17 protein-coding genes are annotated in these 19,758 nt (G+C 62.6%); 13 read left to right on the plus strand and 4 right to left on the minus strand.

Annotated elements, in window-relative coordinates:
* Positions 1-160 precede the first annotated feature (160 nt).
* The 4 genes from PSEMO_RS12090 to PSEMO_RS12105 all read right to left on the minus strand — a co-directional run bounded on the left by PSEMO_RS12090 (position 161) and on the right by PSEMO_RS12105 (position 5,010).
* Positions 161-1,912, minus strand: coding sequence for a phosphoethanolamine transferase CptA (locus PSEMO_RS12090; RefSeq protein ID WP_075803309.1), 1,752 nt, complete (start codon positions 1,910-1,912; stop codon positions 161-163).
* 97 nt (positions 1,913-2,009) lie between these two features.
* Positions 2,010-2,978 carry a polysaccharide pyruvyl transferase family protein gene (locus PSEMO_RS12095; RefSeq protein ID WP_075803310.1) on the minus strand — a complete coding sequence of 323 codons (969 nt, stop codon included), beginning with the start codon at positions 2,976-2,978 and terminating at the stop codon, positions 2,010-2,012.
* On the minus strand, positions 2,975-3,727 hold the full coding sequence (locus PSEMO_RS12100) for a glycosyltransferase family 32 protein (RefSeq protein WP_075803311.1): 753 nt from the start codon (positions 3,725-3,727) through the stop codon (positions 2,975-2,977). Before PSEMO_RS12100 ends, PSEMO_RS12095 begins: the two co-directional genes overlap by 4 nt.
* On the minus strand, positions 3,724-5,010 hold the full coding sequence (locus tag PSEMO_RS12105; RefSeq protein ID WP_075803312.1) for a hypothetical protein: 1,287 nt from the start codon (positions 5,008-5,010) through the stop codon (positions 3,724-3,726). The genes PSEMO_RS12100 and PSEMO_RS12105 overlap by 4 nt, the downstream gene beginning before the upstream one ends.
* A 629-nt stretch (positions 5,011-5,639) precedes the next feature.
* Between PSEMO_RS12105 and PSEMO_RS12110 the strand changes: the two genes are divergently transcribed.
* The 13 genes from PSEMO_RS12110 (at position 5,640) to PSEMO_RS12170 (ending at position 19,732) form a co-directional block, all read left to right on the plus strand.
* Positions 5,640-8,117, plus strand: coding sequence for a type VI secretion system Vgr family protein (locus PSEMO_RS12110; RefSeq protein ID WP_075803313.1), 2,478 nt, complete (start codon positions 5,640-5,642; stop codon positions 8,115-8,117).
* The gene (locus PSEMO_RS12115; RefSeq protein WP_075803314.1) at positions 8,114-8,884 is read left to right on the plus strand and encodes a DUF4123 domain-containing protein; all 771 of its coding nucleotides are present in this window, start codon (positions 8,114-8,116) and stop codon (positions 8,882-8,884) included. The genes PSEMO_RS12110 and PSEMO_RS12115 overlap by 4 nt, the downstream gene beginning before the upstream one ends.
* Positions 8,885-8,896: 12 nt before the next feature.
* Positions 8,897-9,442: a DUF3304 domain-containing protein gene (locus tag PSEMO_RS12120; RefSeq protein WP_081430235.1), complete on the plus strand. Its 546-nt coding sequence runs from the start codon at positions 8,897-8,899 to the stop codon at positions 9,440-9,442.
* Positions 9,442-9,954, plus strand: a complete 513-nt coding sequence (locus PSEMO_RS12125) for a DUF3304 domain-containing protein (protein WP_075803315.1) — start codon at positions 9,442-9,444, stop codon at positions 9,952-9,954. The genes PSEMO_RS12120 and PSEMO_RS12125 overlap by 1 nt, the downstream gene beginning before the upstream one ends.
* Positions 9,942-12,263 carry a T6SS phospholipase effector Tle1-like catalytic domain-containing protein gene (locus PSEMO_RS12130; RefSeq protein ID WP_075803316.1) on the plus strand — a complete coding sequence of 774 codons (2,322 nt, stop codon included), beginning with the start codon at positions 9,942-9,944 and terminating at the stop codon, positions 12,261-12,263. Before PSEMO_RS12125 ends, PSEMO_RS12130 begins: the two co-directional genes overlap by 13 nt.
* A gap of 49 nt (positions 12,264-12,312) precedes the next feature.
* Complete coding sequence (locus PSEMO_RS12135; RefSeq protein WP_372239116.1) at positions 12,313-12,810, plus strand: DUF3304 domain-containing protein; 498 nt, start codon at positions 12,313-12,315, stop codon at positions 12,808-12,810.
* Entirely contained in the window at positions 12,807-13,355 is a 549-nt protein-coding gene (locus PSEMO_RS12140) for a DUF3304 domain-containing protein (protein WP_075803317.1), read from the plus strand. Before PSEMO_RS12135 ends, PSEMO_RS12140 begins: the two co-directional genes overlap by 4 nt.
* Positions 13,356-13,423: 68 nt before the next feature.
* Positions 13,424-13,918 carry a DUF3304 domain-containing protein gene (locus tag PSEMO_RS12145; RefSeq protein ID WP_081430237.1) on the plus strand — a complete coding sequence of 165 codons (495 nt, stop codon included), beginning with the start codon at positions 13,424-13,426 and terminating at the stop codon, positions 13,916-13,918.
* A gap of 41 nt (positions 13,919-13,959) precedes the next feature.
* Positions 13,960-14,475, plus strand: a complete 516-nt coding sequence (locus tag PSEMO_RS12150) for a DUF3304 domain-containing protein (protein ID WP_075803392.1) — start codon at positions 13,960-13,962, stop codon at positions 14,473-14,475.
* A 68-nt stretch (positions 14,476-14,543) separates the two neighbouring features.
* Positions 14,544-15,059 (plus strand): DUF3304 domain-containing protein, encoded by a 516-nt coding sequence (locus tag PSEMO_RS12155; RefSeq protein WP_075803393.1) that lies wholly within the window; start codon positions 14,544-14,546, stop codon positions 15,057-15,059.
* On the plus strand, positions 15,056-15,313 hold the full coding sequence (locus tag PSEMO_RS12160) for a PAAR domain-containing protein (protein ID WP_075803318.1): 258 nt from the start codon (positions 15,056-15,058) through the stop codon (positions 15,311-15,313). Before PSEMO_RS12155 ends, PSEMO_RS12160 begins: the two co-directional genes overlap by 4 nt.
* Complete coding sequence (locus PSEMO_RS12165) at positions 15,310-16,425, plus strand: hypothetical protein (protein ID WP_075803319.1); 1,116 nt, start codon at positions 15,310-15,312, stop codon at positions 16,423-16,425. The genes PSEMO_RS12160 and PSEMO_RS12165 overlap by 4 nt, the downstream gene beginning before the upstream one ends.
* Positions 16,409-19,732 (plus strand): ImcF-related family protein, encoded by a 3,324-nt coding sequence (locus tag PSEMO_RS12170; RefSeq protein WP_081430239.1) that lies wholly within the window; start codon positions 16,409-16,411, stop codon positions 19,730-19,732. Before PSEMO_RS12165 ends, PSEMO_RS12170 begins: the two co-directional genes overlap by 17 nt.
* Positions 19,733-19,758: the final 26 nt, after the last annotated feature.

The raw sequence follows: 19,758 nt of genomic DNA on the forward strand, positions 1-19,758 counted from the left end.
GTGCTTCAACCGGGCCGGGGGCGGTTTTGGGGTGAGGGTGAGACTCCCCGGGGTATGTGCGATCTAGGTTGTTGCCAAGGGCCTCATCGCTGGCAAGCCAGCTCCCACAGGTTCGGCGGTGCACGCGGACCCTGTGGGAGCTGGCTTGCCAGCGATGCTTTTATGGATTCCCCGCCGTCGCCTGCGCTTCGCCCGCCCCATCCAGCGGCAAGCGGTCGAAGTCGTGCAGGCCATCCTTCTGGTACGGATCGCCGATCCAGCGCGGCGCCCTGACGAACTGCGTGCTGACCAGGCTTTTCGCCGGCTCGAAGCGGTCGTAGCTCAGCCCTGCCAGGTCCGACAGGGTGTGGATCAGGTGCGAGCTGCTGTAGGCATTGTTCGCCATCGCCTGAAGATCACGGGGATGGGCGGCCTGCCAGCGCGGTGAGGTCCAGAGGATGAACGGAATGGTGTACATCGGCCGGGTCGGCGCCGCTTCGTTGCGCCCGAGCCGGTCATGGGCACCCGAGCTGTAGACATCCTCGCCATGGTCGGAGAGGTACAGCAAAAACCCGTTGGGGGTGCTCGCCGAGTAGCGCTTGATCAGGTCGGAAACCACGAAGTCGTTGTACAGCACCGCATTGTCATACTCGTTGTAGGTGTCTACCTGGCTGCTGGACAACTGGCCCGGGACGCCCTGGCGGTCGTTGAACTTCTGGTACTCGGGCGGGTAGCGGTATTCGTAGTCCATGTGGGTGCCGAGCAGATGGACAATGATGAACTTGTTCGGCGCCGGGTCCTGCAGGGCCTTTTCGAACGGCGCGAAGACCACGTCGTCGTATTGCGCGGCATTCTGGTTGCGCTGGTTGTTCAGGTAGACCGGCTCGTCCGTCTGCTGGGAGAAAGTGGTGAGCATGGTGTTGCGCTTGCTCATGGTCTGCTGGTTGGTGATCCAGAAGGTCTTGTAGCCCGCCTGTTTCATCAGGTTGATCAGCGATGGGTCGGTGAGGAAGCGATCCGGGTTCTGCTCGTCACCGAACGTCAGGATCTGCTGCATCACTTCAATGGTGTACGGGCGCGGCGACACCACGTTGCGAAACACCGTCAGGCCCGTGTCGCTGGCGGCCAGGGCATCCAGGTTGGGCGTGGTGTCACGGTTGTAGCCATACAGGTGCATATGCTGGCGGGTGGTGGACTCACCCAGCACCAGCACCAGGGTCCGTGGTTGGTCGCCACTGCTGTCGAGCAGGCCCTTGACCGGGGGCAGGGCGGCGTTCTGTTGCAGCAGCGCCTGCATGTTGTCCAGTTGCTGGCGGTATTGCCGGTAGCCGACCAGCAACTGCCAGGGCACCGCCGGTTCCATGCGCTGCTCGACCTTTTCCAGGGCATCGGCGAAGTTGCGCTGCTGGGTGACCATCTGCTTGTAGAACGGGTAGACCAGGTTCGCCGCCAGCAACAACAGCACCAGCGGCAGCCGGGTTTTCAGCGGCAGGCTGAACGGACGGATGCGTTTCCACAGCAGCACCGCGACCAGGCTGTAGAGGAGCAGGGCAAAGGCCAGCCAGATGTTGAAGTACTGGCTGAAGTATTCGCCGGCTTCCGCCGTGTTCGATTCGAACATGACGAAGATCACGCTCTGCGAGAACTCCTGGCGATAGATGCCGAAGTAGGTCAGGCCGACCAGCGAGGCCCCCCACAGCACCACGCCAATGACCGCGCTGGTACTGCGCGCCAGGTGCGGCACCAGCAGCAGCGGCACCAGCCACAGGCTGCTGAGGAACAAGGCATCGCGAAAACCGGAAAAACCGGTGGTGCCGCTGAAGAACAGCAGGGCCTGGGTAACACCCGAGAAATACCAGAAGAACAGCAGCGGCCAGAGCAGGCCGGACCAGGCCAGGGGTTTTCTCGAAACAGGGGCGGGAGTCGCGGACACGGGTACCTCGTTGAACCTTTGGCTGTCGCCGAATGAGCGGGTGGCTCACGCTATTCGGACGACAGTGAAAATTCCGTCAACGAAGTGGATGTGTCGTTCAGGCCCTGGCGAGAAACGCCAGGCCATCGCCTTGCAGGCGTTTGCCTGGAGGTGCCTGCAACTCCGCGCGCAACTCATCGACGCGCTGGTACAGCTGCGTCACGCGCAGCTGGAGCCGGGCGGCGCTGCTGAGCATGCCCGGCCGTCGGGCCAGTTCGCCCAGTTGCCGGGCCAGGGCGGCCTCGGCCCGGTCGACCTGGAAGGAGGGCAGGGTCATGCGTTGCCATTTTTCCCGGCCAAGCCCGGCCCGGCTCAGGCTGACCTTGAGCACCTTGCCAAGGTGGTAGCGCAGCGGACGGCCTTCGCTGAAACGGGCGGGGTCGTAGAAACCGGGCAGGTGGCGGATGTCCAGGTTCAGGTCGAACATCTGCGCCCAGTCCAGCCACTTGTCCTGGTTGAACTGGCCGCCGAAGCCGAAACCCTGCCAGGGCACCCGGGCGACATCGGCGAGGATCGCACCGTGCATGGCTTCGCTGAGGACCAGGCGGGCGCCGGCAATGGCCTGCATGAAGTCGGCCGCGGGCAGCAGCGGCGAGACGAAGCGCAGTCCGGCCGCGGCACAGACCCGCTGCCAGTCCAGGTAGCGCAGGGAGCGATGGTGCGGGACCACCACCACCTCGCCATGCGCGCGAGCGCTGCGCCAGTCGAGACTGGCCAGCAGATAGGCCGGGTCGGCGACCGCGCGGTCGTCGTCCAGGCCCAGGGCCCGGGCCGTGCGCAGGCCACGGACGGCGTGGACGCGCCAGCGCGGGTCGAGCGTCGGCGGCTTGCCATACCCTGCGCCGCTGCCCAGCACCAGGATACGTTCGGCCGAATCCAGACGACGGCAAAACGCTTCGTTCAGCAGGGTACCGATGCCCAGCAGGGCCACCCCGTCGCGCTGGATATCGCCGAGCAGCGCCGGCCAGATCCACTCGTTGAGCTCATCGCCGACGTTATCGCTGCCGGCTGCAAATACCGCCTTCATGGGGTGTTCCCCTTGTCCTTGAGGGTTTGCCTGACCCAGGTCGCAGCCTGGTAGCGACACAGCTGCAGACCGTGGCCGAGGTTGCCTGGCGCCTTGCGCAGGCTGCGCCAGGCGCGGCTCAGCAGGCCTTTATGCGGGCGGTTGCGCCAGCTGCCGGCATACAGGTGCCGTGCCGTCGGCCTGACCCCGTCCGGCGCCTGGCGATGGGGATCGGCGAACACACCGACCGGGTACACCCGGTCCCAGCCGATCACCTGTTCCTGATGGCTGGCGGCAAAGCCCTTGACCAGCAGCAGGCGGCTGACTTCATTGACGTTCACCAGTTCGGACAAGCGTGCCGTGTCGAAGCGGACCCGGTCGTACCAGGCCAGCATGGCCTTGGGCAGCCAGTGCCCCGGCACGGCGCCAATCACCGAGGTGCCGAAGCGCGCGTCCCACTCCAGGCCAATGAACAACTGGTTGTCCAGCATCGGCGCGAAGGGCGCCAGCACCTCGACGTCGGTGTCCAGGTAGATGCCACCTTCCCGGGCCAGCACCTGCATGCGCACGTAGTCGGCGACGAAGGCGTAGCGTCCGGCGTTATGCGCCGCTGCGGTGAACGGATGGGCATAGACATCGATATTCGACTCGTCCCAGCGCAGGATCTCGTAGTCCGGCAGATGCCGGGCCCAGGAGGCCAGGCAGCGACGAGCGAGCAAGGGCAGCGGCTTGCCGCCGAACCAGCAGTAGTGAATCTTCTTGGCGATCATGGGGTGTTCCGCGTAGGCAGCGAGCGGGTAGCTGCGCCGAGGGTTTCGTGCAATTCGGTCGCTGGCAGTGCTTGGCGCTGGACCAGGCAGTCGATCACTTCGGCGGTCTTGTCCTGCCCCTGGAGCCCATGGGCCAGGTGGTACTCGGCGAAGGCCCGGGCCCCGCTCAGGGCCTGCGGGTAGTGAGCGGGCAGCCAGTCCAGACGCTCTTCCAGACTGTCCAGGTCACTCACGCAAGCGCCGAAAAAGCGCGCCTGTTCCAGCACATCGGCCTCGCCGCTGGCATTGACATAGACCACTGCACGATTGGCCAGGCTGGCCTCCAGGGCGGCGTTGGACATGATGTTGAGCACCACCGAGCTCTGCGCCAGGGCTTCGGCCAGGGAGGCATGGGGCGCCGCCAGATGAACATTGCCGAGACTGGCGGCGGCGGCTTTCCAGAACGTCATGCGGCTGCGCGGGTGCGCCTTGAAGGTCACCGGTACCTGCGGATGACGGGCGGCCCACTCGCAGATCAGTTCATAGGTGCGCTCGTAGCCGGGACGGGCTTCCTTGTCCGGGCCGACGCCCAGGACCAGCACGCGCAGCTCGCCTTGCGGGGCCGGCATCGCGTAGCGCTGGTCGACCAGGTACGACCCGGCCAGGATCGCCCGGGTACTGCCGAAGCGCAGGTCGCGGCGTTGCAGGGCTTGCAGCGAACTCTGGCCGAACAGCAGGTAGTAGTCGTAGTCGGTCATGCTCAGGCGCCGGGAAGGGTCGACCGAGGTGGCATGGGACAGTTGCGCCAGGTGCCGGCCCTGGTGGTTCAGCGACAGGCGCAGGAACGGAATCACCAGGCTGCCATGGCGTTCGTTGAGCACCAGCCCCGGGTTGTGATGGCGGGCCAGCCATTCGGCATAGGCGGCATGGGCGTAGTAGCGCAGGGGCACGCGCAGGGCCGGGCGATACAGGCGTTTGTGCCGGACGGCGCTGGCCAGCGGCTCGATGGCATCCTCGACCACCTGGTGTCCACGCTGGCGCAGGGCCTTGATCAAGCCGTTCTTGCGCCGTTGCGCCAGCAGCTTGGGTGAGCCGTGCAGGACCAGGATGCGTTCAGCGCCCTCATTGCTGGCCTTGCCGGCCCGGGCCCGGGCGCCAATGCCCAGGGCCAGGTCCGCGGCGGTATCGCGCAGGGTGCGCAGCAACGAGCCGAGCAGGTTGTGCTTTTCCCGCAGCAAGGCCCAGCGATAGGCATCGAGTTGACGGGTTCGGGTATTCAGCTGGTCTTGGTCTTCAGTGGTCATCGGTAGGGAGCGAGTGAGGGCAATAAGATGCTTAGCTAAGCAATTAGTTGGAAAAGATTATCAGTACCGAGGGGCTCGCTTTGTCAGCCTTGGGTAAGGGTTTAGTAAAGACGGGCGAGGAGGGAGGCAAAGGCTGGAAAAGAGGGCGGTTGGAGGGGTATTTCGCAATGGCCGGGGCTTGCGGGCCTCTGCGGGCAGGTCAGCATCGGCTGCCATCGCAACTAACGGGACTTGCTGGAACAAGTTTCAGTCTGAGACTTGTAGGAATATTCCCTTTAACTAGTGGAATATTCCTAGCGCTCGCCTCAGCGGTAGAAGTAGGTATTGAGATCCTTTACTGTTTCGCGCAGGAAAGATGCTCGCTCGAATAATTGTTCCTCTCTGTCGTCGATCTCTCGCGTTAATTCGAGAGTGCCCATAACTCCACGGCCTCCCGTGTTCCGGCTGCCTGACGCTCAATGGCTGCCAATGAGGCGGAGAACTTTCGAAACATATTTCTGCAACAGCCAAATTACGAAATTCGACCTGCAGCGCTTGGAAATTGTTTCTTCAAGTAAGTCAGTTAATGGTCCGGCCCAACCTGGTTGAAGCCGTTGCTGTTGGCTATCCCGAAAACAACAGGAATTGGCATGGAACAGATAGTCAGCCGCTACCCTTCGCCCGTTACTCGTAATCCCTACCAACTGAACGTCAATGACCTCGACGCCCCTCTCGATGTGCTGTCGTTCGACGGCGAGGAACACCTCAGCCAGCCGTTCTGCTACACCATCCGCTTCACCTGCGCCGAGCCCAGGTATGTGCCCGGCACGATTTATCACGGCCCTGACCCGCAGGCGCCCAAGGCGCTGGACCTGGACAAGGATCAACTGCTCAAGCGCTTCGCCCGTTTCGCCATCTACGGCGAGGCGCGACAGAAATACCCCTGGGAAGAGAAACCGCCCAAGCATGAACCCTTGCGCGAGCTGTTCGGCTTCATCACCTCCTTCCAGCGCACCGGCGGCTCGCTGGAGGAGGGGCACTACCAGATCACCCTGGAACCGCGCCTGGCCCTGCTTGGCCAGGGCAAGCAATACCGCCTGTACCGAAACCAGTCCGTGCCGGAAATCGTCAAGCAGATCCTGATCCAACGGCACCGCTGGTACCCCCACCAGATCGATTTCCTCCTCGACCGCGAATACCCCAAGCGCGAGCAGGTCATGCAGTTCGGCGAAAGCGACCTGGCCTTCGTCCAGCGCCTGCTGGCGGAAGTCGGCATCTGGTACCGCATCGGCTTCGACTCCCGGCACCTGACCGATGTCATGCATTGCGCCGACGTGCCGCTGCGCAAGGGGCTCGAAATCCAGTTGCCCTATCTACCCGGCAAGGGCATGAACAGTTCCGGCCAGGACAGCCTCTGGAACCTCGCCACCCACCACCAGGTGGTGGAAAAGGACGTGTATTTCCGCAGCTACGACCCCCGCCAGGCGGCGCATGGCCTGTATGACCAGACCGAAATCCCGGGCACCACCGAAACCGCCCATGGCGAACGCTACGAATACGCCATGCCCTACACCGAGCTGGGGGTAAAGGGCTCCCAGCTTCCCGGCCCGGCCACCGGGACCGGGCACTTCTACGCCCGGCTCACCCACCAGCGCAACCAGAACCTGCGCACCCGCCTGACCGGCGTCAGCAGCAGCCAGATCCTCATGCCGGCGCACCTGCTGATGCCCGAAGGCGACATTCCCCAGGACTTCGCGAAGAAAGTCCTGATCCACAGCGTGGCGACCAAGGGCGGGCGAAGGATTGGGTTCACCGCCACGTTCACGGGGATTCCCTTCGACGAGTTCGTCGGCTTCCGACCGGCCTTGCAGCCCAAGCCGGTCATTGCCGGGACCATTCCTGCGCGGATCAGCAGCAGCACGGAATATGACCGCTACGGCCACCTCAACCAGGAAGGCCGCTATCGGGTGCGTTTCCACTTCGACCGCGACGAGCGCGAGCGCGGTTTCGAAAGCGCCTGGCTGCGCCTGGCGCGGCCTTACGCCGGGGAAAAATACGGCCTGCACCTGCCGCTGATCGCCGGCACCGAGGTGGCGATCGCCTTCGAGCAGGGGGACCCGGACCGCCCCTACATTGCCCATGCCCTGCACGACAGCAAGCACCCGGACCACGTCAACGACGACAACTATCAGCGCAACGTGCTGCGCACGCCGGCCAACAACAAACTGCGCATGGGCGACCGTGAGGGTGAGGAGCACGTCAAGCTCAGTACCGAGTTTGCCGGCAAGAGCCAGCTCAACCTTGGGCATCTGGTGGACAACCAGCGCCAGAAGCGCGGTGAAGGGTATGAGCTGCGTACCGATCACTGGGGCGCACTACGGGCGGGCAAGGGGGTGTTCATCAGTGCCGATGCGCAACCCAAGGCCCAGGGCGATGTCCTCGCCATGGACCCCGCCGTCGAGCAACTCGACAAGGCCGAACGCCAGGTCAACGACTGGCGCAAGGTCAGCGCCGAGCACCACAGCCTGCAACCCGGTATCGCTGACCTGGAGCAACTCAAGACCAGCGCCACGGCCCTGCAGGACCCGGCCATCCTCCTCAGTGCGCCCAAGGGCATCGCCGCCGTCACCCCGGCCAGCCTGCTTCTGCAAAGCGGCGAGTCCGCCTATGTGCAGACCCAGGGCGAACTCAACCTGGCCTCGGCCCAGCGCCTGTTCGCCCAGGCCGAGCACAGCATCTCCCTGCTGGCCCGCCAGGAAGGCATGCGTCTGGTCTCGGGCAAGGGCCCGCTGGAAATCGAATCCCACGGCGACCTGCTCAAGCTCATCGCCCAGCGCGATATCGACGTGCAGTCGGTGCAGGGGCATGTGCAGATCATCGCCAAGAACGGCATCACCCTCGGCTGCGGCGGCGCGAGCATTCGCCTGACGCCGGAGGGCGAGGTGCTGATCCAGTCCACGGGGCTGCTGGAGCTCAAGGGCGTGCACCGCCTGCGGCCGGCGGCGGGTGAAAGTTTCGAGTTGCCGATATTGCCGACTTCGGAGTTGCCGGGGGCGGTGTGTGAGGAATGCGCGAAGGCGGCACGCAACAGATTGCGCACCTTCGTCAACCGGGAGGGTGACGCATGAGCACGACCAGAACCGATCCGTGGCTGGAGTTGCTGGAGTCCGCCGTTGCGCGCATGCCGCACAACCATCTGGACCTGCTGATCGACCAGGCGGGCTGCAACGCCCCATTGCTCGAAGGCATTCGTCAATCCGCCGCGTCCGTGCCGTGGTGCCGCTTGTTCGAAGCGCTGCCCGAGGCGGGCATCGCCCATGTCGGGCCGTTGCTGGTGCGCATCGACCTGGGCCAGCCGCTGCAGCGTCTGTGGCTGGAGGAACTGATTGGCGTGTTCGGCAAGGAGTCGCGGCTGTTGGCGCTGGTTTCGACCTGGCCCTTCGAGCGCCTCGCCAGCTACCTCGGGCAATGCCTCGAAGCACGCAGTGCCGGCCGTGTCGGCCTGCTGCGCTACTACGACCCGCGCCTGCTGCCGCTGCTGCTTGGCCAGGTGCTCGATACCGAGCAGCAACGGCAACTGCTGCGCCCGGCGGTGTTCTGGAGCTGGCTCGACCGTGATGGTCGACCCAGGCAGCACAGCGGCACGGCCGAGCACACCGAAGGCTTCCATCAATTCCACATGATCGAGCTGAGTGATGCCCAGCTCGACCTCCTGCACTGCGCCAGCGATGCCCATGACGCCCTGAGCGAACTGAGCGATGCGCTGCCACGGGAGTGGAGCGCGGAGCGACGCTTCCAGGCCTGCTACGCCGCGATGCGTGAGGCCAGCGACGCCGGACTGATGGCGGATACCCAGCGGCAAGCCTTCGTGCTCGACCGCATTCATGCAGGTTAAGGAGAGACAGTCATGCGCAGAAGAAGCGCGGTTTCATTGCTGGTGGTGGTGTGCGCAGGCTTGGGGGCGGGTTCGCTGCCTTCGGCTCAGGCGGGGATTATCGAGGGGGTCAATCACACCCACTGGGCGATCAACAAGTTCAGTGTGGATGGGCGGTCTGGGCTGGACACTATCGGGCCGTGGCAGCGTGGAGGAGGAGGGCATTTCAGTATGCCAGCGCGCTGGACCCCGGGATTAACGGTGCAGGTGGATTGGGAAACGGGAGTCGCTTTTCCTGACGGATTTCCAGGGTTTGAGGATTCAGAAATATATGAGGCGTGGGCTTCGGCGGTGAGAGTTCAGAGGCGCCAACACACCAAGTTAATCCATGTGCCCGAGTACGACAGCAAAGACGTATGCGGCATCACTGTTCACTTCCTGCCTTGTGAAGAAATCCAGATCACCACCTCTTGCTACGCCTACGGGCATCCGCAATACCCGATCAAAACACCTCTGAAACTGCCGGAGCCGCAGTCGTGTCCGGCATCCGCGACTTTATCCGTTCAAGGAGATTTCTGATGAAAGTTTTCGTTCGAGCAAGGCTCGCAACAATTTGCGTACTGGTGTGCGCTATAGAAATTCCAGCCGTGCAAGCCGGGATTATTGAAGGGGTCAATCACACCCACTGGGCGATCAACAAGTTCAGCGTTGATGGGCATTCGGCATTAGACACTATCGGTCCTTGGCAACGAGGGGGTGGAGGGTACTTTAGCTTGCCTGCGCGTTGGGAGCTTGGAATGACAGTGCGTGTTGATTGGCAGACGGGAGTAAGTAGCACTGAGGACTTTCCAGGTTTTGCCGATTGGCCCAAAGCTCTTGCATGGGCCGAGAATGTTAAAGCTCAGCGGCGAAACCATAGCCGTTCGGTTCTTGTCCCGAATTATTCCGAACAGAAAACCTGTGGCATCACCGTACATTTTTTACCTTGTGACGAAATTGAAGTGGCCACTTCCTGTTATGGATATGGGCATCCGGAGTATCCCGTTAAAACCCCTCTGAATTTGCCGGAGCCTCAGTCATGTCCGAAATAAACACATCCACTGTGTGGTATCCACCGCAGTTCCCACTGGAAGGGCGTTTACCAACGCGGCCAGAGCACGTCCATGCCAATCTGCGGGTCCAGCGCGAGCCCGAGCGCGAGTACCAGAACGCCCTGAGCCTGGCTGCCGGCCGACGTGCTCCGCCTCCTTGCTGCAAGACTCTGCATATCAGCCTGTTCTTCGACGGTACAGGCAATAACCTGAACCGCGATCTGTATCAAGTTGATGTCCCGTCCCCGACCAATGTTGGCCGGCTGTTTCGCGCCAGTATTGGTGCAGGTTACGCAGGCGGAACCTCTCATAGCCGTCAATCGGGGGACCTGATCGATCCCCCGGGGACCGGGGATGGTCAGTATTTCAAGTACTACATCCCGGGTGTAGGCACTGCATTTCCGGAGGTTGAAGACCTTGACTTCAGCACGCCGGGGTTGGCTGGTGCAGCTGTTGGTGAGCGTCGGATTAACTGGGGGCTGCTGATGATCATTGATGCCCTGCGTCTTTCCCTTGGATTAGCTCGTCTGAATGATGCCCATTTATTGGTAGCAATCAGAATGATGGATACTTCCTGGCCCTTTGAGAAATGGTCGGGTAGCCGTCGTCGCGAGCGGGAAATTAGTCGTATGCTCAAGGATATGATCAGGCCGTTACGCATTGCTATGGCAGCGCAAGCCGGGCAGTCGAGGCTTTTGGGTGTACGTCTTTATGTTTACGGATTTTCCCGGGGGGCGGCGGCGGCGCGGGCGTTCGTGAATTGGCTGAACATGTTGCTGGAGGATGTCGATAACCAGCCAGTCCTGCGTGTTGATGATCTTGCGCTGCCCATTCAAGTGCAGTACCTCGGACTGCTAGATACCGTTGCCTCAGTCGGACTTGCAGATTCGTTTCCTGGCGGCGATGGCCATATGAGCTGGGCAGATGACACCATGGAGTTGCCGAGGAGCAAACTGGTCAAACGATGCCTTCATATAGTGGCTAGTCACGAACAGCGCTTGAGTTTCCCACTGGACTCTATTCGGCGTGAAGATGGGAGCTATCCAGAGAACTCTGTCGAGGTGGTGCATCCAGGTGTTCATTCGGATCAGGGGGGAGGATATCCTCCTGGGGACCAAGGGAAGGCAATCTCTGAATTTGATTCTTTGCTGCTTTCTCAAATTTCCCTGCATTCGCTTTACTCCGATGCGTTCAGTCATGGCGCACCGCTTAAAGTTTCGTCTACATCTCTCCCAGACGAATTTAAAAACGATTCGTGGAGAACAATGGTGGCTGAGGGCGCTCTGGAGTTCTATGTCACCCCGACACTGATTGAGCGTTTTAATGCTTGGCGCGAGGCAACTTTGGGGCTTTCTTCTCTTCCAGAACCGCTCTCAACCGAACAACTTGAAACCTACCAACCCATCCCCTCCGACAAAACTATAGAGGCCGTTTTCCGCGACCAACTTGGCTGGATCACTGCATGGAGGATAGATCGTTACGCCTTCCGATCGATGGATGAGCAGCGCTTCTACCAGGAAGCCTGGGACACCGAATCAAATGCAGACGTACGTGAAAAGTCTGAAGCATTGCGCGATCAGAAGCAGAAAGAAGTCGAGCAGCGCCGTCAGAAGCAACGTGAAAGGGAACGGCAGGAAGGTGTGCTCCCCGGGCCGTTGGAACCGGGCGTCAAGGACTTCGATGCCGATATGGGCAAGACCCAACTTAGCGACGCCGCGAATGAGTTTTCCATGATCTACCGCAGCGAGGATCTAGGAACGAAGCCTTCAGAAGTCGCTTTGGAGGCTCTTCGCCACATCACCGTCCCAGTCAAACTCCTGTTGAAGGACCTCGACCATATCAGGGCTGAGCGCAAGGCTAGCAAGGCACTGGGTCGTCAGCGGGTCAGCCGTATGTTCCCACCTCCCTCGGGAGGCGAAAACCACACCTGCGAGAAGAAGCGAGGTGAGGTCTGGGAGTACATGAACGACGACAAACCGGTGGGGCTGTTGCGTGCCCTGTTCGATGACCAAGTCCACGATTCGCGAGCGTGGTTTCTCTATAAGCACGGGCGCGAGCCATTCGGTAGCTACTTTGACGAGCGCGTGATTTTTTTCGGTGGGGTCCACCGACGGGATCTGGTGCAGGTGAGTTGGGATGATCCAAGACTTCTGGCGGAGGGCTCGTCAGTTGAGGAGCGTCCAATTGTGCCTGTGTCGCCAGATGGTGGCATGACACCTGAGCAAATTGCCGAAGCGCAAAAGGCAATCGAGGCAGATTGGCAACGTTACTACGCGCAATTGGAGGAGCCGAATGATGCTCCGGCATAACAGCGCAGTGTTTTTTACCAAGTGGACTGTTCACCTCGTATGGGCAGGTATTGCCTACCTACTCTTGGTTGGTACGAGCAAGGGTGCTCAAGCGGGGATTCTTCAGGGGGTTAATCATACCCACTGGGCTATTAACAGGTTCAGTGTCGACGGTCGATCGGGGTTGGACACGATCGGAGCCTGGCAACTGGGAGGAGGGGGGCATTTCAGCTTGCCTTTGGTTTGGAGGCCAGGGCTGGCTGTACGTGTCGATTGGGAAACAGGTGTTTCAGGGACGAAAGGATTTCCCGGTTTCGGTGATGATGAAAAGTATGAGGCGTGGGCGTCAAAGCTCAGGGCTCAAAAACGACAACACTCCCGACTCGTTCACGTCCCGGAGTACACCGCTCATTCCGCCTGTGGCCTGACCGTCCATTTCCTCCCCTGCGACGAAATCCAGCTCACCACCTCCTGCTACGGCTACGGCCACCCCGAGTACCCCATCAAGACCCCGTTGAAACTGCCGGAGCCGCAGTCCTGTCCAGCGACTGAAGGAGCCTCGCAATGAAGCCCTTCATTTCTACAAGACGGCTGTCGGTTTGTGGCCTGACTGCTTTGTTGTCCATTCCTGCCGCACAGGCCGGAATCCTTAAGGGTGTCAACCATACCCATTGGGCGATCAACCGATTCAGCGTCGATGGCCGTTCCGGACTCGACATCATCGGGCCTTGGCAACGGGGAGGTGGAGGTCACTACAGCGTGCCGGGAAGCTGGCAACCCGGCATGGCCGTGCGGGTCGATTGGGAAACTGGAGTCGCTTACACGGATGACTTTCCGGGGTTTGAGGATTGGTCAAAATATGCGGAGTGGAAAAAACGGGTCAATGCGCAAAAGCGTAAAAACTCCCGAATTGTTCCGGTCCCGAAGTACACCACCAATTCCGCCTGCGGCCTGACCGTCCATTTCCTCCCCTGCGACGAAATCCAGGTCACCACTTCCTGTTATGGCTACGGCCACCCCGACTATCCCATCAAGACCCCGCTGCGCCTCCCCGAGCCGCAATCCTGCCCGGCCTCATCCGCAAGTATCCCGGCACAAGGAGTCCAGCAATGAAGCCCCGTTCATGGAACTCAACCCGTCCAAGGAAACGTGCATGCCGCAGGGCCAGAGGGCTTGCCCTGATGCTTGCAGGCTTGTCCTGTGTCATTGCTGGAGGAGGCGTCCAGGCCCGGATCATGGGAATCAACCATACCCATTGGGCGATCAATCATTTCTCGGTGGATGGGCATTCGGGACTGGATGTTATCGGGCCTTGGCAAGGGGGCGGAGGGGGGCATATCAGTCTGCCGGCCCAGTGGGTGCCTGGAATGACGGTGCGGGTTGGTTGGGAGAGAGGCATTGCCTATCCCGATGGTTTCCCTGGCTTCCACAATTCTGAGGCATATGACGAATGGGCATCGAAGATAAGAGCTCAAAGCCGTCAGCGAAGTCGCTCTGTCTCGGTTCCTGATTACAGCAATCAGAAAACCTGCGGGGTCACTGTGCACTTTCTTCCTTGCGACGAAATCCAGGTCACCACGTCCTGCTACGGCTTCGGCCATCCCGACTATCCCATCAAGACCCCGCTGAACCTGCCGGAGCCGCAATCATGTCCGGCACAGGGAGGCGAGCTATGAGGTGGGGGGTTATTGGCCAGTGTGTGAGGACACTTGTACTGATGCTCGCTGGTCTGGCGGGTATCGCCGCAGCAGGGAGCGTTCAGGCCCGGATCATGGGGATCAATCATACCCATTGGGCGATCAACCATTTCGCGGTCGATGGGCATTCGGGGCTGGATGTTATCGGGGCGTGGCAGGGTGGAGGGGGAGGACATATCAGCCTTCCGCCTGAGTGGGTGCCTGGAATGACAGTTCGGGTTGATTGGGAAACAGGGTCTGACAGCACCGAAGGATTTCCCGGTTTTGCAGATCGGGCTGAGTACAGGAAATGGTTTGAGTCGATAGAGGCTCAGAAGCGCCACCATTCCAAATTTGCTTCGGTCCCTGATTACAGCGATCAGAAAGTCTGCGGTGTCACCGTGCATTTCCTCCCCTGCGACGAAATCCAGGTCACCACCTCCTGCTATGGCTTCGGCCACCCTGACTACCCCATCAAGACCCCGCTGCGTCTTCCAGAACCGCAATCCTGCCCGGCCTCATCTGCAAGTATCCCGGCACAAGGAGCCCAGCAATGAAGCCCCGTTCATGGGATTCAACCCGTCCAAGGGAACGTGCATGCCTCAAGGCCAGGGGGCTTGTCCTGATGCTTGCAGGCTTGTCCTGTGTCGTTGCTGGAGGAGGCGTCCAGGCCCGGATCATGGGGATCAACCATACCCACTGGGCGATCAACCATTTCGCGGTCGATGGGCACTCAGGCTTGGACATCATAGGCCCGTGGCAAGGAGGCGGGGGTGGGCACATCAGCCTGCCTTCCGAGTGGTTGCCAGGGATGACTGTGCGAGTTGATTGGGAGACTGGGGTGGGGAGTTCTGCTGGTTTCCCAGGGTTTGCGGATCGCACTAAGTATTTGGCGTGGATTGCGCAAGCTGATGCTCAGAAACGTCAACACAGCAAGTTCGCCCCCGTTCCCGACTACACCAACCAAAAAGTCTGCGGTGTCACCGTGCATTTCCTCCCCTGCGACGAAATCCAGGTCACCACCTCCTGCTACGGCTACGGCCACCCCGACTACCCCATCAAGACCCCGTTGCGCCTCCCCGAGCCGCAGTCCTGTCCTGCCTTATCCGAAAGTGCCCCGGCACAAGGAGCCCCGTTATGAAACCCGTTGTCCGCCTCGGCGATACCCTGCATCCCTACGGTGGTGAAGTCCTGCACGGCCGTTACGACTGCGACGGCAAGCCCGTGGCCTGCGAGGGCGATGCGGTGCGCTGCAACCTCCATGGCCTGACCGTCATCGCCGAAGGCAGCGCGCTGATGACCATGGACGAGCTGCCGGTGGCCCTCGACGGCCATCGCTGCACCTGCGGCTGCACCCTGGTCAGTTCCTTGCCCGACACCCAGGTGAGCCTATGAAGCCGGCGCCGTATTTCAAGCCCTGGCCGTTGCGCCCGCCGCCGCAGTATTTGCGCTGGCTGGTCGGCGGGCTGGTGCTGCTGGCCGCAGTGGGCTGTGCCGGCGTGCTGCTGCGCCCGTGGATGGAGCGCTGGTTGCCGCTGCTCGGTGCCCTGGCCCTGGTGACGTGGCTGCTGGCGCTGTTGCTGCGGGTGCTGTTCTTCCGCTTCAACCGGCACAACGCCGAGTGCTACGGCACCGCCGCCCGGCAGGTGGAGGAACGCTGGTGGAGCCGTCACCGGCAACAGGCGGCGCTGGTGGAAATGGTCCTGCTGGGCCCTGCCTGCATTCTTCCCGCGCATCGCGCTGGCCTGTTCAACGCAGAGAACAAGCCGCCCCAGGCCCAGGACAGCGACGGCGGCCAGGTGCTGCGCTTTCCGTCGGTGCTGGCCAAGGGGCAGGGCGAGCGCGAGCGGCAGTTGGCCAAACGCCTGGTGCTGCAATTGCAGGCCCAGCGTGCCGAGCCGTTCGCCGGACCTTTGCTGAGCTGCTACTGGCAAGGTTCGACCGAGGCCTGGCAGGTGTTCGCCGAGGAAATGCAGCGCGCATTCAAGATCACCCTGCCGCCGCAGCCCTTGCCCTGGAACGGGCTGGACAGCCTGGACGAGGCGATCGACCACCTGCACCAGGCCGACGCCGAGGCCCTGGTGCTGTGCGCCGGCTGCGAGTCCCGGCCGGGGCGCAAGGACAGCCCGTTGCCCGCCGGAGAAGCGGCGTTGCTGTGGCTGCTGGGCAAGACCGGCGGTGTGCGCATCGCCCGGGGCGAAGCCTTCGTCGAGAGCAAGGACCGCTTGCCGGAGGTAGCCGAGCGGGCCTTGCGCCAGGTCAGCCTGGAGCACCCGGCCAAGGCCTGCGCCAGCTTTGCCCCGGCCCCGGCGGAACTCGACTGGAGCCCTCTGCAACCCGCGCCGGCCCTGAACTTCGGCGAACCCAAAAGACTGGAGGCGATGCTGGCCCTGAGCCTGGCCGCCGCCCATGCCCAACTCGACGCGCAGCCCGTTGCCTGGCTGGCCAGCGATCCTTCCTGCACCCTGGCCCTGGGAGTGGTGACACCTGATGACCCAAGCTGCTGAAACCCCGACATTCTCGCCGCTGCACACCGTGCTGCTGCTGGCCGCCGCCCTGACGCTGATCGTTGCCGTGGTCGCCGGTGGCTGGTATCTGGCCGATCCGCAACGCACGCCATGGCATGAACTGCTGCTGATGGCCGGACTGGCCTGGATCCTGCTGTTCATCGTGGTGCTGCTGATCTGGCAGACCCTGCATGACGGCGTGCGCCGGCTGGTCAACCACGACCCGGTGGCACCGCCGCCGCCCCCGCTGAAAAAGCCGGAAAACCCCAAGGTCAACCTGGTGCAGACCCTGCGCGACCTGTATGGCCCGTTCTGGCGGCGCAAGACCCGCCTGCTGCTGATCGCCGGCGAACCCGCCGAGATCGAGGCCATCGCCCCGGGCCTGACCGAGCAGCGCTGGCTGGTGGGTGAACACACCGTGCTGCTGTGGGCCGGGAGCCTGCGCAACGACCCCGCGCCTGCCGATCTTGCCCTGTGGCGCGAGCTCAGTCGCTGGCGCGGGCTGGACGGGATGGTCTGGGCCCTGACCCGCGAGCAGAGCCTGGATCCGGACGGTATGGGCGTATGCCAAAAGGGGCTGGGCGCCTTGGCAAAGGCGCTGCACTGGCACCTGCCGCTGTACCTCTGGGAAGTCCGCACCAGCAAGTGGTCCCAGGACGGCCGCGAAACCCAGCCCGTCGGTTGCCTGCTGCCGGCGAAGGCCACTACCGCCAGCCTGGAAGACCAACTGACCGCCCTGGTCGAACCCCTGCGCGTTACCGGCCTGGCCCAGATGCGCAAGAACATGAACCACGACTTCCTCCTGCGCCTGTCCAACGACCTGCACCACAACGGCATCCCTCGTTGGCTGACGGTACTGCGCCCATGGCTGGTCTCCGGGATTCGTGGCGTGGACCTGCGCGGCCTGTGGTTCGGCCCAGTCTTCGCGCCGCGCACCGACGACAAGCTCGGTCACCTCTGGATCACCGAAAAACCCTGGCAGGCCCTGATCGACGACAAAACCCGCCCGCGCCGTTTCGGCTGGCAGGCGCCGCGCATCGCCTATGCGGCGTTCATGGTTTTCGCGCTGGTGTGGGGCGCTGGAATGGCGCTGTCCTTCACCACCAACCGCCAGCAGATTCTCGACGTGCAAACCCTGCTGACCACGCTGGACCAGGCCGGGCAGGGCGATGCCCAGTTGCTGGCTTTGCACGAACTGGTCCGCCAACTGGATCGCCTCGACTACCGCTCCCAGGAAGGCCCGCCGTGGTACCTGCGTTTCGGCCTCAGCCACAACCAGGACTTGCTCGACACCCTGTGGCCGCGCTATGTCGAGCTCAATGCCCGGCTGCTGCGCGACCCCGCCGTAGCGCTGCTGCAAGCCAGGCTCGACGCGCTGGTGCGCCTGCCACCGGACAGCCCCGAGCGCGCCCGGCGTGCCAGTCAATCCTATGAGCAACTCAAGGCCTGGCTGATGATGGCCCGCCCGGAAAAGGTCGATCCGGGCTATCTGGTGCGGGTGATGGGCGAGCTGGAGCCTGAGCGCGAGGGCATATCGCCCGGAGCCTGGGACACCTTGGCGCCAGGGTTATGGAAGTTCTACGCCGAGCACCTTGAAGCCCACCCCACGGCAAACCTCGATCCTCTTCTGCTGGGCCAGGCGCGCCAGGTCCTGCTCGGCCAACTGGGGCAGCGCAACGCCGAAGCCACCCTCTACCAACAGGTCCTCGAACGCGCCACCAGCCACTACCCGGACCTGCACCTGAACCAGATGCTCGGCGACACCGAGGCCACGCTGTTCACCACCCCAAAGAGCGTCCCCGGGGTCTTCACCCGCGAGGCCTGGGAAGGCGAGATCCGCAAGGCCATCGACGACATTGCCGAAGCCCGCCGCGAAGAGATCGACTGGGTGCTCAGCGACAACCATGGCGAAGTCGCCAGCGACCTGACCCCCGAGGTTCTCAAGCAACGCCTCACCACCCGCTATTTCCGCGACTACAGCAGCGCCTGGCTGGCCTTCCTCAACAGCCTGCGCTGGCAGCGGGCGGGAAGCCTGTCGGAGGTGATCGACCAACTCACCGTGATGAGCGATGTGCGCCTGTCACCGCTGCTCGCCTTGATGGACACCCTGGCCTGGCAGGGTCGCGCCGGCACCCGTGAACAGGCGCTTGCCGATTCGCTGCTGCAATCTGCCCAGGAATTGCTCGGCAAGGACAAAGACAAGACCCAACTGGTCGAGCGCGTCGCCGCCCACCTCGACAGCCCGCTGGACGACACCTTCGGCCCGCTGCTGGCGGTGCTTGGCAAGGAAGAAGCGCAACGCGGCGAAGAGCGCCTGACCCTGCAAGCCTTCCTCACCCGCGTTACCCGGGTACGCCTGAAGCTCCAGCAGATCAGCAACGCGGCCGACCCCCGCGAATCCACCCAGGCCCTGGCCCAGACCGTGTTCCAGGGCAAGAGCGTGGACCTCAGCGACACCCGCGCCTACGGCAGCCTGCTCTCCGCCAGCCTCGGCGCCGAATGGGGCTCGATGGGCGAAACCCTGTTCGTGCAACCGCTGGACGAAGCCTGGCAGCGTGTGCTGCAGCCTGCGGCCGCGAGCCTGAACAACCAGTGGCAACGCTCCATCGTTGATGAATGGCGTCGCTCCTTCGATGGTCGTTATCCGTTTGCAGGGACCGACAGCGATGTCTCGCTGCCGATGCTCGGCCAGATGATCCGCAGCGATTCCGGGCGTATCGACCAGTTCCTCAGCGCCCAGCTCAATGGCGTGATGCGCAAGGAAGGCAGCCGCTGGGTGGCCGACCCGCAACACAGCCAGGGCCTGCGCTTCAACCCGCGTTTCCTGGAGGCGGTCAACCAGCTCAGCCACCTTTCGGACGTGCTCTACACGCCCGATGGCGGGCTGGGCATGAGCTTCGAATTGCGGGGCAAGCCGGTCAGCAACGTGATCGATACCCAGTTGATCCTCAATGGCGAGAAGCATCACTACTTCAACCAGAAGGAACGCTGGCAGCGCTTCTACTGGCCGGGGCAGGGCAGCCACCCGGGGACGCGGGTGCTGTGGACCAGCGTCGGCAGTGACCTGCGCATGTACGGGGATTACCAGGGCACCTGGGGGCTGATCCGCTTCCTGGAGAACGCCAAGGTCACCCTCCTGGATGATGGCGCCAGCCGTTACCACCTGGAGGTGCGGGCACCGGATGGCAAGGCACTGACTTGGCATCTGCGCACGGAGCTGGGTGAGGGGCCACTGGCGTTGTTGCGGTTACGGGGGTTCAAGTTGCCGGCGCAGATCTTTCTGGAGGGGGACAGGAAAGCGGGTTAGCGGTGTACTTGACACCGGACCGGAGG

This window comes from Pseudomonas putida (assembly GCF_001941965.1).
Classification (GTDB): domain Bacteria; phylum Pseudomonadota; class Gammaproteobacteria; order Pseudomonadales; family Pseudomonadaceae; genus Aquipseudomonas; species Aquipseudomonas putida_L.

Excerpts from the sequence above, each read along its gene's own strand:
- PSEMO_RS12100 (WP_075803311.1), bottom strand. The coding sequence starts at position 3,727 with ATGATCGCCAAGAAGATTCACTACTGCTGGTTCGGCGGCAAGCCGCTG.
- PSEMO_RS12110 (WP_075803313.1), top strand. The coding sequence starts at position 5,640 with ATGGAACAGATAGTCAGCCGCTACCCTTCGCCCGTTACTCGTAATCCC.
- PSEMO_RS12095 (WP_075803310.1), bottom strand. The coding sequence starts at position 2,978 with ATGAAGGCGGTATTTGCAGCCGGCAGCGATAACGTCGGCGATGAGCTC.
- PSEMO_RS12120 (WP_081430235.1), top strand. The coding sequence starts at position 8,897 with ATGCGCAGAAGAAGCGCGGTTTCATTGCTGGTGGTGGTGTGCGCAGGC.
- PSEMO_RS12165 (WP_075803319.1), top strand. The coding sequence starts at position 15,310 with ATGAAGCCGGCGCCGTATTTCAAGCCCTGGCCGTTGCGCCCGCCGCCG.
- PSEMO_RS12145 (WP_081430237.1), top strand. The coding sequence starts at position 13,424 with ATGCTTGCAGGCTTGTCCTGTGTCATTGCTGGAGGAGGCGTCCAGGCC.
- PSEMO_RS12150 (WP_075803392.1), top strand. The coding sequence starts at position 13,960 with ATGCTCGCTGGTCTGGCGGGTATCGCCGCAGCAGGGAGCGTTCAGGCC.
- PSEMO_RS12130 (WP_075803316.1), top strand. The coding sequence starts at position 9,942 with ATGTCCGAAATAAACACATCCACTGTGTGGTATCCACCGCAGTTCCCA.
- PSEMO_RS12170 (WP_081430239.1), top strand. The coding sequence starts at position 16,409 with ATGACCCAAGCTGCTGAAACCCCGACATTCTCGCCGCTGCACACCGTG.
- PSEMO_RS12140 (WP_075803317.1), top strand. The coding sequence starts at position 12,807 with ATGAAGCCCTTCATTTCTACAAGACGGCTGTCGGTTTGTGGCCTGACT.
- PSEMO_RS12125 (WP_075803315.1), top strand. The coding sequence starts at position 9,442 with ATGAAAGTTTTCGTTCGAGCAAGGCTCGCAACAATTTGCGTACTGGTG.
- PSEMO_RS12160 (WP_075803318.1), top strand. The coding sequence starts at position 15,056 with ATGAAACCCGTTGTCCGCCTCGGCGATACCCTGCATCCCTACGGTGGT.
- PSEMO_RS12115 (WP_075803314.1), top strand. The coding sequence starts at position 8,114 with ATGAGCACGACCAGAACCGATCCGTGGCTGGAGTTGCTGGAGTCCGCC.
- PSEMO_RS12155 (WP_075803393.1), top strand. The coding sequence starts at position 14,544 with ATGCTTGCAGGCTTGTCCTGTGTCGTTGCTGGAGGAGGCGTCCAGGCC.
- PSEMO_RS12105 (WP_075803312.1), bottom strand. The coding sequence starts at position 5,010 with ATGACCACTGAAGACCAAGACCAGCTGAATACCCGAACCCGTCAACTC.